Source organism: Microbacterium sp. SCPM-O-B-15248 (M128) (assembly GCF_058214835.1).
In genome coordinates this window covers 211,684-225,726 of record NZ_JBYQLI010000001.1, presented here as the reverse complement: position 1 = coordinate 225,726, position 14,043 = coordinate 211,684, and the positions used below count along the sequence as shown (strand labels likewise).

At 66.6% G+C, this 14,043-nt stretch carries 14 protein-coding genes and 2 tRNA genes; 10 read left to right on the top strand and 6 right to left on the bottom strand.

All coding sequences use genetic code 11. From position 1 onward, the window contains the following. Nucleotides 1-3: 3 nt before the first annotated feature. From rsmG to rpmH, 6 genes are read right to left on the bottom strand one after another with little or no spacing between them, the layout of a single operon-like run. A complete protein-coding gene (gene rsmG, locus AC3E6M_RS01090) occupies nt 4-633 on the bottom strand; it encodes a 16S rRNA (guanine(527)-N(7))-methyltransferase RsmG (protein ID WP_252370926.1) in 630 nt (209 codons plus the stop codon). Between the two features lie 10 nt (nt 634-643). Next, nucleotides 644-1,150 (bottom strand): Jag family protein, encoded by a 507-nt coding sequence (locus tag AC3E6M_RS01085; protein WP_490528796.1) that lies wholly within the window; start codon nt 1,148-1,150, stop codon nt 644-646. A gap of 13 nt (nt 1,151-1,163) precedes the next feature. Then, nucleotides 1,164-2,234 (bottom strand): membrane protein insertase YidC, encoded by a 1,071-nt coding sequence (yidC, locus tag AC3E6M_RS01080; protein ID WP_490528795.1) that lies wholly within the window; start codon nt 2,232-2,234, stop codon nt 1,164-1,166. 3 nt (nt 2,235-2,237) lie between these two features. Further along, on the bottom strand, nt 2,238-2,594 hold the full coding sequence (yidD, locus tag AC3E6M_RS01075; RefSeq protein ID WP_138174032.1) for a membrane protein insertion efficiency factor YidD: 357 nt from the start codon (nt 2,592-2,594) through the stop codon (nt 2,238-2,240). Next, nucleotides 2,591-2,929, bottom strand: a complete 339-nt coding sequence (rnpA, locus tag AC3E6M_RS01070; RefSeq protein WP_490528794.1) for a ribonuclease P protein component — start codon at nt 2,927-2,929, stop codon at nt 2,591-2,593. Before rnpA ends, yidD begins: the two co-directional genes overlap by 4 nt. A gap of 8 nt (nt 2,930-2,937) precedes the next feature. Further along, a complete protein-coding gene (gene rpmH / locus AC3E6M_RS01065; protein WP_076492700.1) occupies nt 2,938-3,075 on the bottom strand; it encodes a 50S ribosomal protein L34 in 138 nt (45 codons plus the stop codon). 294 nt (nt 3,076-3,369) lie between these two features. Here rpmH and dnaA point away from each other — a divergent pair, with 294 nt between their 5' ends. From dnaA to AC3E6M_RS01015, 10 genes are all read left to right on the top strand, one after another. Further along, nucleotides 3,370-4,797, top strand: a complete 1,428-nt coding sequence (gene dnaA, locus AC3E6M_RS01060) for a chromosomal replication initiator protein DnaA (RefSeq protein ID WP_138174028.1) — start codon at nt 3,370-3,372, stop codon at nt 4,795-4,797. Between the two features lie 451 nt (nt 4,798-5,248). After that, nucleotides 5,249-6,400 carry a DNA polymerase III subunit beta gene (dnaN, locus tag AC3E6M_RS01055; protein ID WP_138174026.1) on the top strand — a complete coding sequence of 384 codons (1,152 nt, stop codon included), beginning with the start codon at nt 5,249-5,251 and terminating at the stop codon, nt 6,398-6,400. Nucleotides 6,401-6,448: 48 nt separating this feature from the next. Then, on the top strand, nt 6,449-7,600 hold the full coding sequence (gene recF, locus AC3E6M_RS01050) for a DNA replication/repair protein RecF (RefSeq protein WP_490528793.1): 1,152 nt from the start codon (nt 6,449-6,451) through the stop codon (nt 7,598-7,600). After that, nucleotides 7,587-8,081 (top strand): DciA family protein, encoded by a 495-nt coding sequence (locus AC3E6M_RS01045; protein WP_138174022.1) that lies wholly within the window; start codon nt 7,587-7,589, stop codon nt 8,079-8,081. The genes recF and AC3E6M_RS01045 overlap by 14 nt, the downstream gene beginning before the upstream one ends. A gap of 119 nt (nt 8,082-8,200) precedes the next feature. Beyond that, on the top strand, nt 8,201-10,234 hold the full coding sequence (gene gyrB, locus AC3E6M_RS01040; protein ID WP_490528792.1) for a DNA topoisomerase (ATP-hydrolyzing) subunit B: 2,034 nt from the start codon (nt 8,201-8,203) through the stop codon (nt 10,232-10,234). A 31-nt stretch (nt 10,235-10,265) separates the two neighbouring features. After that, nucleotides 10,266-12,893, top strand: coding sequence for a DNA gyrase subunit A (gene gyrA / locus AC3E6M_RS01035; RefSeq protein WP_490528791.1), 2,628 nt, complete (start codon nt 10,266-10,268; stop codon nt 12,891-12,893). Then, a complete protein-coding gene (locus tag AC3E6M_RS01030) occupies nt 12,890-13,294 on the top strand; it encodes a DUF3566 domain-containing protein (protein ID WP_138174016.1) in 405 nt (134 codons plus the stop codon). The genes gyrA and AC3E6M_RS01030 overlap by 4 nt, the downstream gene beginning before the upstream one ends. A 68-nt stretch (nt 13,295-13,362) precedes the next feature. Beyond that, nucleotides 13,363-13,436, top strand: a tRNA-Ile gene (locus AC3E6M_RS01025). Nucleotides 13,437-13,450: 14 nt separating this feature from the next. Next, nucleotides 13,451-13,523, top strand: a tRNA-Ala gene (locus AC3E6M_RS01020). An 86-nt stretch (nt 13,524-13,609) separates the two neighbouring features. Beyond that, complete coding sequence (locus AC3E6M_RS01015; RefSeq protein ID WP_138174014.1) at nt 13,610-14,041, top strand: NUDIX hydrolase; 432 nt, start codon at nt 13,610-13,612, stop codon at nt 14,039-14,041. Nucleotides 14,042-14,043 lie beyond the last annotated feature (2 nt).

Below are 14,043 nucleotides of genomic sequence, written 5' to 3'. Positions count from 1 at the left end.
TGATCAGCGGGAAACCGTCGCGGTGAGCACACGCGTCGGCTCCTCGACGATGCCCTCACCGACGATGTGGATCTCGACGTCGGTCACGCCGAAGCGACGGATCTGCTTCTCGGCGGCGTCGACCTCGGCCGCGACGTTCGCGCCCTTCAGGTACGCCAGGCGACCACCCACCCGCGCCAGTGGGGCCGTCCACGGGATCAGCGTCCGCAGCGCGCTCACGGCGCGCGCCGTGACCACATCGAACACCCGACCTTTCGCCCACTCCTCGGCTCGGAGACGCTCCACGGTGACGTTCTCGAGCCCGAGCGCACCCACCTGCTCGGTGAGCCAGACGGTCCGGCGCTCCATCGGCTCGATCAGCGTGAACTCGACGTCGGGTCGAGCGATTGCCAAGACGATTCCCGGAAGCCCCGCGCCCGAACCGACGTCCGCCACACGTCCCGAAAAGAACGGTGCGGCGACCGCGCTGTTCAGGATGTGCCGTGACCACAGCCGCGGAACCTCGAGAGGTCCGATCAGTCCGCGCTGCTCTCCGTGCTCCGCGAGTGCCGCGGTGAACCGGCGCGCGAGGTCGATGCGGTCACCGAACACCGCGACCGCGGCATCCGGTTCCGCTTCGAGGTGGTTCTCCACGTCGTGCAGATCAGCCGCGGCGCAGGACCGTGTGCCGGTCTGCGCCCTCGCCGAACGACTCCGAGGAGTAGCCGCGGTCGGCCGCAATGTCGTGCACCAGCTTGCGCTCGTAGCTCGACATGGCCGGCAGGGAGGCCTGCGAGGCGCCCTCATCGAGGCGCTGGATCGCGCGGTCCACGAGCGTCTCGAGCTGGCGCTGACGCGCGTCCCGTGAGCCACCGATGTCGAGGATGAGCCGCGAGAAACGGCCCGTGGAGTTCTGCACGGCCAGCCGCGTCAGCTCTTGCAGCGCCTGCACGGTATCGGGGTGCGACAGCGTCGACAACGCCGCCACATCGTCGGCCTCAACGGACACGTACGCGCGGCCCGCGCGCACATCCAGGGCGAGATCCCCATCGATGTCGGCGATATCGAGAAGCCCTTCCAGGAAGTCGGCGGCGACGTCGCCCTCCTGCTCGAGCTGCTCCTCAGTAACGGCGGTCGGTTCAGTCGCGATCTGCTCGGACATCGTCATCATGTGCTCCGGATGCTCAGGAGGGGGTCTCGGTGCCGGGCTTCGCCGGCGTGCGCGGCGTCGGGTTGGCGCCCTTCGGGGATTGCTGCTTCTTCGCGCGCTGCTTGCCCACGGGCTGCTGACGCTTGGGCTGAGCCGCACGGGCACGCTCGGCCTCTTCGAAGAGCCGCTGCTGCTCGGCCTCGTACTTCTCGATCGGCACGACCTTACCGCTGGAGTCGATCGCCTTGGCCTTGCGCGCCAGGCGCTCCTCGCGGGCCTTCGCCGCGTCGGAACCGGGAGTCGGCATCTCGCGGATGACGATGAACTGCTGAACCATCGTCCACAGGTTGCTGACGAACCAGTAGATGACGACGCCGAGCGGGAAGAAGACACCCGAGAAGATGAAGGCGAGCGGCAGGATGTAGAGCATGATCTTCTGCATCTGGTACGCCTGACCGGTCTTGGCCTCGGGCGACAGGTTCTTCGAGATGATCTGCAGCTGAGTGAAGAACTGCGACGCGATCATCAGCACGACCAGCGTCAGCAGGATCGCGACGGTGATCTGACCGTCGGACTGGCCCCACGCGGTGACGAGGTTGACGTGCATGGATGCCACGTCGAACAGGCGCGCGTCGTAGAACTCGCGCGTCAACTCGGGCGTCAGCAGCCCCACACCACCCTGATTGCTGGTGGCGTGCTTGGCGACGTCGTTCAGCACGCTGAAGAGGGCGAAGAAGATCGGCATCTGCACCAGGAGGGGCAGGCAGCTCGAAACCGGCGTCGTGCCGTGCTTCTTGTAAAGCGCCATCGTCTCGCGGCTCATGGCCTCACGAGACAGCTGATCCTTCTTGCCCCGGTACTTCTCCTGTACCTTGCGCAGCTCGGGAGCGATCTCCATCATCTTGCGCTGACTCTTGATCTGCTTCACGAACAGCGGGATCAGAGCAGCGCGCACGATGAGCACGAGGCCCACGATCGACAGCACCCAGGTGATGCCCGCAGCCGGCGCCATCCCGATAGCGGTGAAGAGCGTGTGCCAACCGACCAGCACGAGCTCGACGGCCCATTTCAATGGCCAGAGGACGATTCCAATGAGATCCGGCACGGATCAGTCCTTTCGGGAGGGCACGACGAAACCGTGCGGAGTGAGTTCGTGGCGGAAGGCGTGGTGCGGACGGACGTCGTCGATGCCACCCTGGGCCCAGGGATGACAGCGGGCGAGGCGGGCCGCGGTCAACGCGACGCCTTTGACGAGTCCGTGCTGCTGCACGGCGCCCACCGAATAGGCGGAACAGGACGGGTAGTACTTGCACACGTCGCCGTAGACGTGCGAAATCGTGGCCCGGTACGCGTGCAGAAGCGCGAGACCGGCGTTCCGGGGGAGAAGCGGAACGGATGCCGCGACGGAGCTCCACTCGAGGTGTCCGGCGCCCGTCGACGAGGTGGGCAGCGTCGAGGTGCTCACGCGGCGGCCTTACGTTCCAGGCACCGGACGACGTCGGCGCGAAGAGTTGCGTAGTCAGCGGTCGCCGCCGAGGGCAGCGCACGAATGACGACCGAGGCGCCCCCGCGAACCAGCGGGAGCGCCTCGGCGCACACCGCCTTGAGACGGCGGCGCACGGTGTTGCGTGTGACGGCAGAGCCGACCTGGCGGCTCACGATGAAACCGAAGCGTGCCGGACCCTCGTCCGGCACGCTGCCGACGTACGTCACGGTGTGCGCTCCGGCACACCGAGAACCCCGACGGACGGTGGTCTTATAGTCCGATCCGCGGGTGAGTCGGTTCGGCTTCGCGAGCACTAGGTGGGTCAGGCCGAGAGCTCGGTGCGACCCTTGGCGCGACGCGCCGCCAGGATCGAGCGGCCGGCGCGCGTGCGCATGCGGGCACGGAAACCGTGCTTCTTGGCGCGGCGGCGGTTGTTGGGCTGGAAGGTGCGCTTGCTCATGGGTCACTCCGGAGGTGATGTCGCCCGATGCTCTTCTGCCGGGGACGTGGTCGGGACTGCCGTTTAGGCATAAGTCAACCGACTAAGGCTACGTCGCGCGCGACGTTAACTCAAACCGAGAAGCCGACCGCTCATTATCCCCAACCCCCGTCCACACCCGTGGCAAAGACACGCGAGCGCGTTCTACAGTTGATTTGGCTCCGTGCGGACCGCGAACTAGCGTGTCCCCGGAAGTTATCCACAGGTTCGGCGCGTCGCACGTCGACAGCCGCGCGCCGAGATCCCGGAGGGGATATGTCACTGCACCAAGTACCGGATGTCCCCGTCTGGTCCGCCGTGCTCGACCATCTCCTCACCGACGACCGCGTCACCCCGCAGCTTCACGGCTTCCTCAATCTCGCCGTGCCGCAGGGTGTGATGGGCGGGACGCTCTATCTCGACGTTCCCAACGACCTGACCGCCGCGCAGATGAACAAGCGCATGCGCGCGCCCATCCTCGAGGCCCTCACTCACGTGCAGGGCATCGACCCCGAGGTCAGCAATTTCCGGGTGGTCGTGAACCCCGATCTCATCGAGTCGCACCGCTCGGCTCCCTCGGCCGAAGAACGTCCGAACTCGGCTCCCACCGCGCCGACGACGAGTTCGTCGATCACCGAGCAGACCCCCGACCCGATCGTCCCGGCATCCCGCAACGACACCCGGCTCAACCCGAAGTACACGTTCGACAACTTCGTCATCGGGCAGTCCAACCGCTTCGCGCATGCCGCCGCCGTCGCCGTGGCCGAAGCCCCCGCAAAGGCGTACAACCCTCTCTTCATCTACGGCGACTCGGGACTCGGCAAGACCCACCTCCTCCACGCCATCGGCGATTACGCCGCGAGCATGTACGCCGGCATCCGCGTGCGGTACGTCTCGAGCGAGGAGTTCACGAACGACTTCATCAACTCGATCGCGAACAACCGCGGCTCTGCCTTCCAGGCCCGGTACCGCGACGTCGACATCCTCCTCATTGACGACATCCAGTTCCTGCAGGGGCGCGCCGAGACCCAGGAAGCCTTCTTCCACACCTTCAACACGCTGCACGATCACGACAAGCAAGTCGTGATCACGAGCGACCTGCCTCCGAAACAGCTGACCGGCTTCGAAGACCGCATGCGCAGCCGCTTCGAGTGGGGCCTGATCACCGACGTGCAGGCACCCGACCTCGAGACCCGCATCGCGATCCTGCGCAAGAAGGCACAGAGCGAGCGTCTGCTGATCCCGGACGACGTGCTCGAGTACATCGCCACCGTGGTCTCGTCGAACATCCGCGAGCTCGAAGGCGCGCTGATCCGCGTGTCCGCGTTCGCCAGCCTGAATCGCTCGACCCTCGATATGTCGCTGGCCCAGACCGTCCTGCGCGACATCATCGACCAGGATGACGCGAACGTCGTCTCGCCGACCGACATCATCACGGCCACCGCGCAGTACTTCAAGCTGTCGGTCGACGACCTGTATGGATCGAGCCGTTCGCAGGCGGTCGCCACGGCCCGGCAGATCGCGATGTACCTCTGTCGAGAGCGCACGAGTCTGTCGTTGCCCAAGATCGGCCAGCTTTTCGGCAACCGCGATCACACGACCGTGATGTACGCCTACAAGAAGATCAGCGACCTCATGAAGGAGCGACGCTCGATCTACAACCAGGTCTCCGAGATCACGACCCAGTTGGGGCGCATGCGCTGAGCGCCCACCAGAACCGAGGGGTTCGTCCGCATCCGCGGGCGAACCCCTCCGTCGTTCTGCGCCGCGAGCGAGGCTCCTAAAGCCGTTCGCGGCACATAGTTCAGTCGGTTCTACACAGTGTGGAAAACCTGTGGATAACTCGGATTCTCTGCGGATGAGATGTGAACGACACGCGTCCGCCTGTGGAGGAGCCTCAGAACCGACGACCTCTCGATCGTGTTAACTGCCCAGGCTCTCCGCAGTGCGTCCACAGGTCACACGCGTGTAGTCCCCTTCTGTTAACACGCATCGCGCAAGTTATCCACACTCTCCACAGCTGTTAACAAGATGAAGATCCCATTCATGAGTTAACAGAGATTCGATGACCTTGTGGTGCGGCCGGGCTCCCGACATGTGCGGACGCAGTCGGGGACTAGCATGGGTAAGCCATACCGCCGTCAAGGGAGCGCCCGTGAAGTTTCACGTCAATCGCGATGTCTTCAGCGAAGCCGTTTCGTTCGTGGTCAAGCTCCTGCCGCAGCGCAACCCGCAGCCGATCCTCGCCGGTGTGCTGATCGAGGCCGGCGACCAGGGGCTCACCCTCGCGGCGTTCGACTACGAGGCCTCCGCGCGCACGACGATCGAGGCCACCGTCGACGAGCCGGGCACGATCCTCGTCCACGGCCGGTTGCTCTCGGACATCGCGAGTCGACTCCCCAACGCACCGATCCAGATCACCGTCGACGACGACGGAGGGATTCTCCTGACCTGCGGCTCCGCCCGCTTTACGCTCGCGTCGATGCCCGTCCAGGAATACCCCGCGATCCCCGAGGTCACGGGCGAGTCCGGACTCGTGCCGGCCGACGACTTCGCCACCGCGATCGCGCAGGTCGCGTTCGCCGCCTCGCGCGACGACGTCACCCCGGTGCTCACCGGCGTGCAGCTCGAGGTGACGGGAACGCGACTGAGCCTCGTCGCCACCGACCGCTACCGCGTCGCTCTGCGCGAGATCCCGTGGGACGGCGGTGCTGCGGCATCCGACGAGCCCACCGCAGCCCTCGTGCCCGCCCGTACGCTCCAAGAGGTCGGCAAGACCTTCGCGCACGGCGGCGACATCTCGATCGCGTTCTCGGGCTCGGGCGATCGCGAGATCATCGCCTTCACCGCGGGCAACAAGACCGTGACGTCCCTGCTCATCAAGGGCAACTTCCCGCCGGTCCGCCGGTTGTTCCCCGAGCAGACCGAACACCACAGCGTCGTCAACACGGCCGAGCTCGCCGAAGCGGTCCGCCGTGTCGCGCTCGTGCTCGACCGCTCCGCGCCCCTGCGGTTCACCTTCGGGCCCGACGGGGTGTCCATGGATGCCTCGGGCACCGAGCAGGCGCGCGCCACCGAGTCCGTCGACGCGACGCTCCTCGGCGACGAGGTCACGCTGGGTCTGAACCCCCAGTACCTCCTCGAGTCCCTGGGTGCCGTTCGTAGCGAATTCACGCGGATCACGTTCACCTCGAGCGACAACGCGAACAAGCTGAGCCCCGTGCTCATCACCCCGCAGACCTCGGTCGACAAGGGTGGCGAGGGCTCGTTCAAGTACCTCCTGCAGCCGAACCTGCTGCTGCGCTGAGCCAGAGGCGGGCCGTCCGATGTCGGGGGCGGCGGGTAGTCTGACCCGGTGATCGTGGAGCAGCTCGAACTGACGGACTTCCGCAATTACGCGGCGGCCGGCGTCTCGCTCTCCCCGGGAGCCAATCTCTTCGTCGGGCGTAACGGGCAGGGCAAGACCAACCTCGTCGAGGCCGTCGCCTACCTTGCGACGCTGGGCTCGCACCGCGTCTCGAGCGACGCGCCGATGGTGCGCGATGGAGCGGATGCCGCGATCGTCCGCGCCCGTCTGGCGCACGGTGACCGCAGCGTCCTGCTCGAGCTGCAGCTCAACCGGCAGGGATCGAACAAAGCGCGCGTCAACGGCGTGAACGTCCGCACCGCCGAGCTGCCCCGGTACGCCCAGGTCGTGCTGTTCGCCCCGGAAGACCTGCAGATCGTGCGCGGTGACCCGTCGTCCCGCCGGCGCTTCGCGGATCAACTCATCGTGCAGCGGACGCCGCGATTGGCCGGTGTGCTCGCCGATTACGACCGCGTTCTGCGCCAGCGCACCGCGCTGTTGAAGTCCGCCCGCGCGCGGGGGATCCGCGGCGATGCCCTCGGCACCCTCGACGTGTGGGACGACAAGCTCGTCACCCTCGGCACCGAGGTCATCGAGGCCCGGTCAGCGTTGGCATCCGACCTCTCCGCCCCGGTCGCCGAGGCGTACACCGCGATCGCCGGAGCCGATCACGACCCGCGTCTGCGCTGGGCGCTGTCGGTCGGCGGTTCCGACCCGGAAGAGGGCGACGAGGTGGCGGTCGGAGCATCGTCCGGATCGCTCGCCGAGCAGTTCCGAGCCGCACTGGCGGCTCGACGGTCGGCCGAACTCGAGCGCGGGCTCACGCTCGTGGGCCCCCACCGCGACGATCTGGTTCTCGAGGTACGCGGCCTTCCCGTCAAGGGGTACGCCTCGCACGGTGAGTCCTGGTCGGTCGCCCTCGCCCTCCGCCTCGCATCGGCCGAGCTGCTGCGCGCCGAGTCGCGCCTCGGAGACCCCGTGCTCATCCTCGACGACGTCTTCGCCGAGCTCGACGCCGGTCGGCGCACCCGCTTGGCGGAACTCGTCGCCGGCTACGAGCAGGTCATCGTGACGTCGGCCGTCGAAGAAGACGTCCCCGACGGGCTGCGCGCCCACATCGTCCGGGTCGACGCGGGACGGATCCTGGATGCCGATGGCTGACGAATCCGATCTCCCCGAGACGATGGCCACGTATTTGCGCCTGCGAGGTCTCGAGCCCTCGCCGTACCGCAAGAAGAAGCGCCGACGCCGCGCCGACGACGGCGAGAACGCACCATTCACCCCCGGTCGGGATCCCCGCGGTCTCGGCGACGTGCTGTCGGCCTTGACCCATTCGGCCGGGTGGGAGCCGCAGCTCGCCCGTGAAGACCTGGTTCGCACGTGGCACGACGTGGCCGGCGCCGATACGGCCGCGCACACGCGCCCGGTGGCGATGGACGGCGGGACGCTCACCGTCCAGGCCGACTCGACCGCGTGGGCGAAGCAGCTGCAGTTGATGCGCGCGCACATCCTGTCGGAGATCATCCGACGATTCCCCGAGGCGGGGGTCGAGTCGATCCGCTTCATCGGGCCGGACGTCCCCTCTTGGAAATGGGGGACGAGAGCCGTTCCAGGCCGCGGCCCGCGCGATACCTACGGCTAGGCCATGGTCTGTGTCGGCGCGACGCGATTTCTCCCCGCATATGGGCGTACACACCGCGAGAAGAAGCCCCGCGCGGTAAGATGGACGTTCCGACGAATCGATCTGGAGCTCGCGAAGTCATGACGTCCGAAAACCCCGACAGCGTTTCCGAGGAACCCGAGAAGACCAACCCCAAGGTGACCAACGAGTACGGGGCCGACGCCATCCAGGTGCTCGAGGGTCTCGAAGCGGTCCGCAAGCGTCCCGGCATGTACATCGGCTCGACCGGTGAGCGGGGTCTGCACCACCTCGTGCAAGAGATCGTCGACAACTCCGTCGACGAGGCGCTCGCCGGCTACTGCGACACGATCGATGTCACGATCCTCTCGGACGGCGCCGTCCGCGTGATCGACAACGGTCGTGGCATCCCGGTCGACATGCACCGCACCGAGGGCAAGTCGACCGTCGAGGTCGTCCTGACCGTCCTGCACGCCGGTGGAAAGTTCGGCGGCGGCGGGTACGCCGTCTCGGGTGGTCTGCACGGTGTCGGCTCGTCCGTCGTCAACGCCCTCTCGACGCGCCTCGAGGTCGAGGTCAAGCGTCAGGGCCACGCGTGGCGCCAGTCCTTCCGTGACGGTGGCGTCCCTCTCGCTCCGCTCGAGCAGGCCGAAGAGACCGAAGAGACCGGCACGTCGATCACCTTCTGGCCGGATGCCACGATCTTCGACACCGTCGACTTCGACTACGACACGCTCCGCACGCGCTTCCAGCAGATGGCGTTCCTCAACAAGGGACTTCGCATCAGCCTGCGCGACGAGCGTCCCCAGTCGGTGGTGACCGAGGGCGAGCCCGGCGAAGAGGTCACGCAGGGGCGGCACGACAGCTTCCTCTACGAGCGCGGTCTCGTCGACTACGTCGAACACCTCAACCGCGTACGCAAGGCCGACGTCGTCAACGACGAGGTCATCGAGGTCGAGTCCGAGGACACCGACCGCAAGATCGCGCTCGAACTCGCGATGCAGTGGACGACGGCGTACACCGAGAACGTCTTCACATACGCGAACACGATCAACACGCACGAGGGCGGCACGCACGAAGAGGGCTTCCGCGCCGCGCTGACCACGCTCGTCAACCGCTATGCGCGCGCGAACAATCTCCTGAAGGAGAAGGACGACAACCTCACGGGCGAGGACATCCGCGAGGGGCTCACGGCCGTCATCTCGGTCAAGCTGTCGGAGCCGCAGTTCGAGGGCCAGACCAAGACCAAGCTGGGCAACACCGAGGCCCGCGCGTTCGTGCAGAAGGTCGTCGGAGACAAGCTGGGCGACTGGTTCGACCGCAACCCGGGCCAGGCGAAGAACATCATCCGCAAGGCGATCGACGCCGCGACGGCCCGCCTGGCCGCCCGCAAGGCGCGCGAGACCGCTCGTCGCAAGAGCGTGTTCGAGTCCGCCGCGATGCCCGACAAGCTCAAGGACTGCACGTCGAAGGACCCCTCGATCAGCGAGATCTTCCTCGTCGAGGGTGACTCCGCCGGCGGTTCCGCGGTCCAGGGCCGCGACCCCCACACGCAGGCGATCCTGGCGCTGCGCGGCAAGATCCTCAACGTCGAGCGTGCGCGTCTCGACCGCGCACTCGGCAACAAAGAAGTCCAGGCGATGATCCAGGCCTTCGGCACGGGCATCGGCGAGGACTTCGACATGGCCAAGGCGCGGTATCACAAGATCGTGCTGATGGCCGACGCCGACGTCGACGGCCAGCACATCACGACGCTGCTGCTGACGCTGCTGTTCCGCTACATGCGCGGACTCATCGAGGCCGGGTACGTCTACCTCGCGCAGCCGCCGCTGTACCGCTTGAAGTGGTCGAACCACCCGCACGAGTACGCCTACAGCGACCGGGAGCGCGACGCGATGCTGGTCGATGGCCAGGCCTCGGGCCGTCGCATCCCCAAAGACAACGGCATCCAGCGCTACAAGGGTCTCGGCGAGATGAACGACCACGAACTGTGGGAGACCACGATGGACCCCGAGACCCGCACGCTCAAGCAGGTCACGATCGACGACGCGGCCGCGGCCGACGAGATCTTCTCGGTCCTCATGGGCGAAGACGTCGAGTCGCGTCGCAGCTTCATCCAGCGCAACGCCAAAGACGTCCGCTTCCTCGACATCTGATCCGGTCGACTCGATACGAAACTGAGAATCCATGGCTGACGACACCACTCCCGAGCCCGCCGACGCGCGCGAGGACGCCGCACACAACCACGGCAAGATCGACCAGGTCGACCTCCAGCTCGAGATGCAGCGGAGCTACCTCGACTACGCGATGAGCGTCATCGTCGGGCGCGCGCTGCCCGACGTGCGCGACGGACTCAAGCCCGTCCACCGCCGAGTGATCTACGGCATGTACGACGGCGGCTTCCGCCCCGACAAGTCGTTCTCGAAGTGCGCCCGCGTCGTCGGCGAGGTCATGGGGCACTACCACCCGCACGGTGACGCCCCGATCTACGACGCCCTCGTGCGTCTCGTGCAGCCGTGGTCGCTGCGCTACCCGTTGGCTCTCGGCCAGGGCAACTTCGGTTCGCCCGGCAACCAGGGCGCCGCCGCTCCGCGGTACACCGAGACGAAGATGGCTCCCCTCGCGCTCGAGATGGTGCGCGACATCGAAGAAGAGACCGTCGACTTCGAGGACAACTACGACGGCCAGACGCAGGAGCCCACGGTCCTGCCGTCGCGCTTCCCGAACCTCCTCGTCAACGGCTCCGTCGGTATCGCGGTCGGTATGGCGACCAACATCCCGCCGCACAACCTGCGCGAGGTCTCCGCCGGCGCCCTGTGGGCCCTCGAGAACCCGGATGCCACCCGCGAAGAGCTGCTCGAGGCGCTCATGGAGCGCATCCCCGGGCCCGACTTCCCGACCCACGCCCAGATCCTCGGCACGCGGGGCATCAAGGAGGCCTACCGGACCGGTCGTGGATCCATCACGATGCGGGCCGTGGTCAACATCGAAGAGATCCAGGGCCGCACGTGCCTCGTGATCACCGAGCTGCCGTACCAGGTCAACCCCGACAACGTCGCGGTGAAGATCGGCGATCTCGCCCGTGAGGGCAAGATCACCGGCATCGCCGACATCCGTGACGAGACCTCGGGCCGCACCGGCCAGCGCCTCGTCATCGTGCTCAAGCGCGACGCGGTCGCCAAGGTCGTCCTGAACAACCTGTACAAGCACACGCAGCTGCAGGAGAACTTCGGCGCCAACATGCTGGCCATCGTCGACGGTGTGCCGCGCACGCTCTCGCTCGACGGCTTCATCAGCCTGTGGATCGACCACCAGGTCGAGGTCATCGTCCGGCGTACGCGCTACCGTCTGCGCAAGGCCGAAGAGCGCATGCACATCCTGCGCGGATACCTCAAGGCGCTCGACGCCCTCGACGAGGTCATCGCCCTCATCCGTCGCTCGCCGACGGCCCAGGATGCCAATGAGGGCCTGCAGAAGCTCCTCGACATCGACGACATCCAGGCGCAGGCCATCCTCGACATGCAGCTGCGTCGCCTGGCGGCCCTCGAGCGGCAGAAGATCGTCGACGAGGCGCAGGAGCTCGAAGCCCGCATCGCCGACTACAACGACATCCTCGCCACCCCCGGCCGCCAGCGCACGATCATCCGCGACGAGCTCACGGCGATCGTCGACCGCTTCGGCGACGACCGGCGCACCGAGATCCTGCACGGCTTCGACGGCGACGTGTCGATCGAAGACCTCATCGCCGAAGAAGAGATGGTCATCACGGTCACCCGCGACGGCTACATCAAGCGCACGCGCAGCGACAACTACCGTTCGCAGCACCGCGGCGGCAAGGGCGTGAAGGGTGCGCAGCTGCGCGCCGACGACGTCGTCGAGCACTTCTTCGTCACGACGACGCACCACTGGCTGTTGTTCTTCACGAACAAGGGTCGCGTCTACCGCTCGAAGGCCTATGAGGTCCCCGAGGCGGGTCGGGATGCCAAGGGCCAGCACGTCGCGAACCTCCTCGCGCTGCAGCCGGACGAAGAGATCGCCCAGATCCTCGACATCCGCGACTACACCGTCGCGACGTACCTCGTCCTGGCCACGCGTGCGGGACTGGTGAAGAAGACGCGCCTCACCGAGTACGATACCAACCGTCAGGGCGGTGTCATCGCGATCAAGCTGCGCGGTCAGGCCTCGGACGACGGTGACGACACCGAGCCCGGTGCCGCGGACGAGCTCGTGAGCGCTCTGCTGGTGGACGAGGGCGACGACATCCTCCTCATCAGCCGCCTCGGCATGTCCCTGCGCTTCTCGGCCACCGACAGCGCGCTGCGCCCGATGGGCCGGTCGACGTCGGGTGTGAAGGGCATGGACTTCCGTGCCGGCGACAGCTTGCTCTCGGCATCCGTTGCCAAGGACGACGAGTTCGTCTTCATCGTGACCGAGGGCGGGTACGCCAAGCGCACGTCCGTCACCGAATACCGCATGCAGAACCGTGGTGGACTGGGCATCAAGGTGGCCCGTCTGACCGAGGATCGCGGTGTTCTCGCGGGCGGAATGATGGTCTCCGAGGGCGATGAGGTCCTTGTGGTTCTAGCCAGCGGCAAGGTGGTACGCTCCTCCGTGGCCGAGGTGCCCGCTAAGGGACGCGACACCATGGGCGTCGTGTTCGCTCGCGCCGGAGGCGATGACCGCATCATCGCGATCGCGAGGAACAGCGAGCGGAACCTGGCCGAGACGACGGAGACGACAACCGATCCGGCAGCAGAAGACGCCGCCGAGACCGCCTCCTCTTCCGAGACCCCCGAGGAAAGTACTGACGCATGAGCACGGTAGCCGACAAGCTGGCCAAGAAGTCGACGCACAAGACCTCCGCGAAGCAGGTGCGCCTGCGCCTGGTGTACATCGACTTCTGGTCGGCCGTGAAGCTGTCGTTCCTGGCTGCCGTGGCAATCGCCGTGGTCACGGTCGTGTCGTATTTCCTGATCTACCTCGTCGTGAGCGCGACCGGACTCATCGTCAAGGCAGACGAGTTCTTCGCGAGCTTCACGGACGGCAGCGCGACGCTGTCGCAGTACGTCGGACTGCCGCAGGTGATGGCGTTCGCCGCGATCGTGGCGATCCTCAACCTCATCGTCGTGACCGTGATGGGCGCCGTCGTCGCCGGCATCTACAACCTCGCGGTCAAGGTCACGGGCGGCTTGCTCGTGGGCTTCACCTCCAACTGACGCCGATTCGGAAAAACCTCGGGATTCAGGTAAAGTCTTCGAGGTTGACGACGTTACGTCAGCGAGACGGGGCTATAGCTCAGGCGGTTAGAGCGCTTCACTGATAATGAAGAGGTCCCAGGTTCAAGTCCTGGTAGCCCCACCCGTTCCCTTCCCGGGGCCTTAGCTCAGCTGGTAGAGCGCCTGCTTTGCAAGCAGGATGTCAGGAGTTCGAATCTCCTAGGCTCCACAATTTCTCCCCGAAGAGTCGGCCTCGGCCGATTCTTTCGCTTTTCGGCCCACGGCGTCGCAGTCGGCGCGGCTAGGGTGATCGCAATGGACATGCGAGTCGCCGCCTACGCCGTCGTCACCGACGCCGACGACCGTGTCCTGCTCGCCCACTGGGTCGAGGGGCGTCGCGCCGCCTGGACCCTGCCCGGCGGTGGCCTGGAGGCGGGCGAGGACCCGGAGCGCGCGGTGCGCCGTGAGGTGCGCGAAGAGACCGGATTCCGTGTCATGGTCGACGAGCTTCTCGGCATCCACTCGCGGGTGATCCCGGCCGAGGCGCGCCTCTCCGACGACCGGAGCGGGCCGTTGCACGCCCTCCGTATCGTCTACCGCGCCCATGTCGTCGGCGGACGCCTCCGCAACGAGGTCGACGGGTCGACCGATCGAGCGGAGTGGTTCTCGCTCACGGCCGTGCGCAAACTGCGTCGCGTCCAGCTGGTGGACATCGCCTTCAAGATGGCGGGGCTGCAGCGAACCTGACG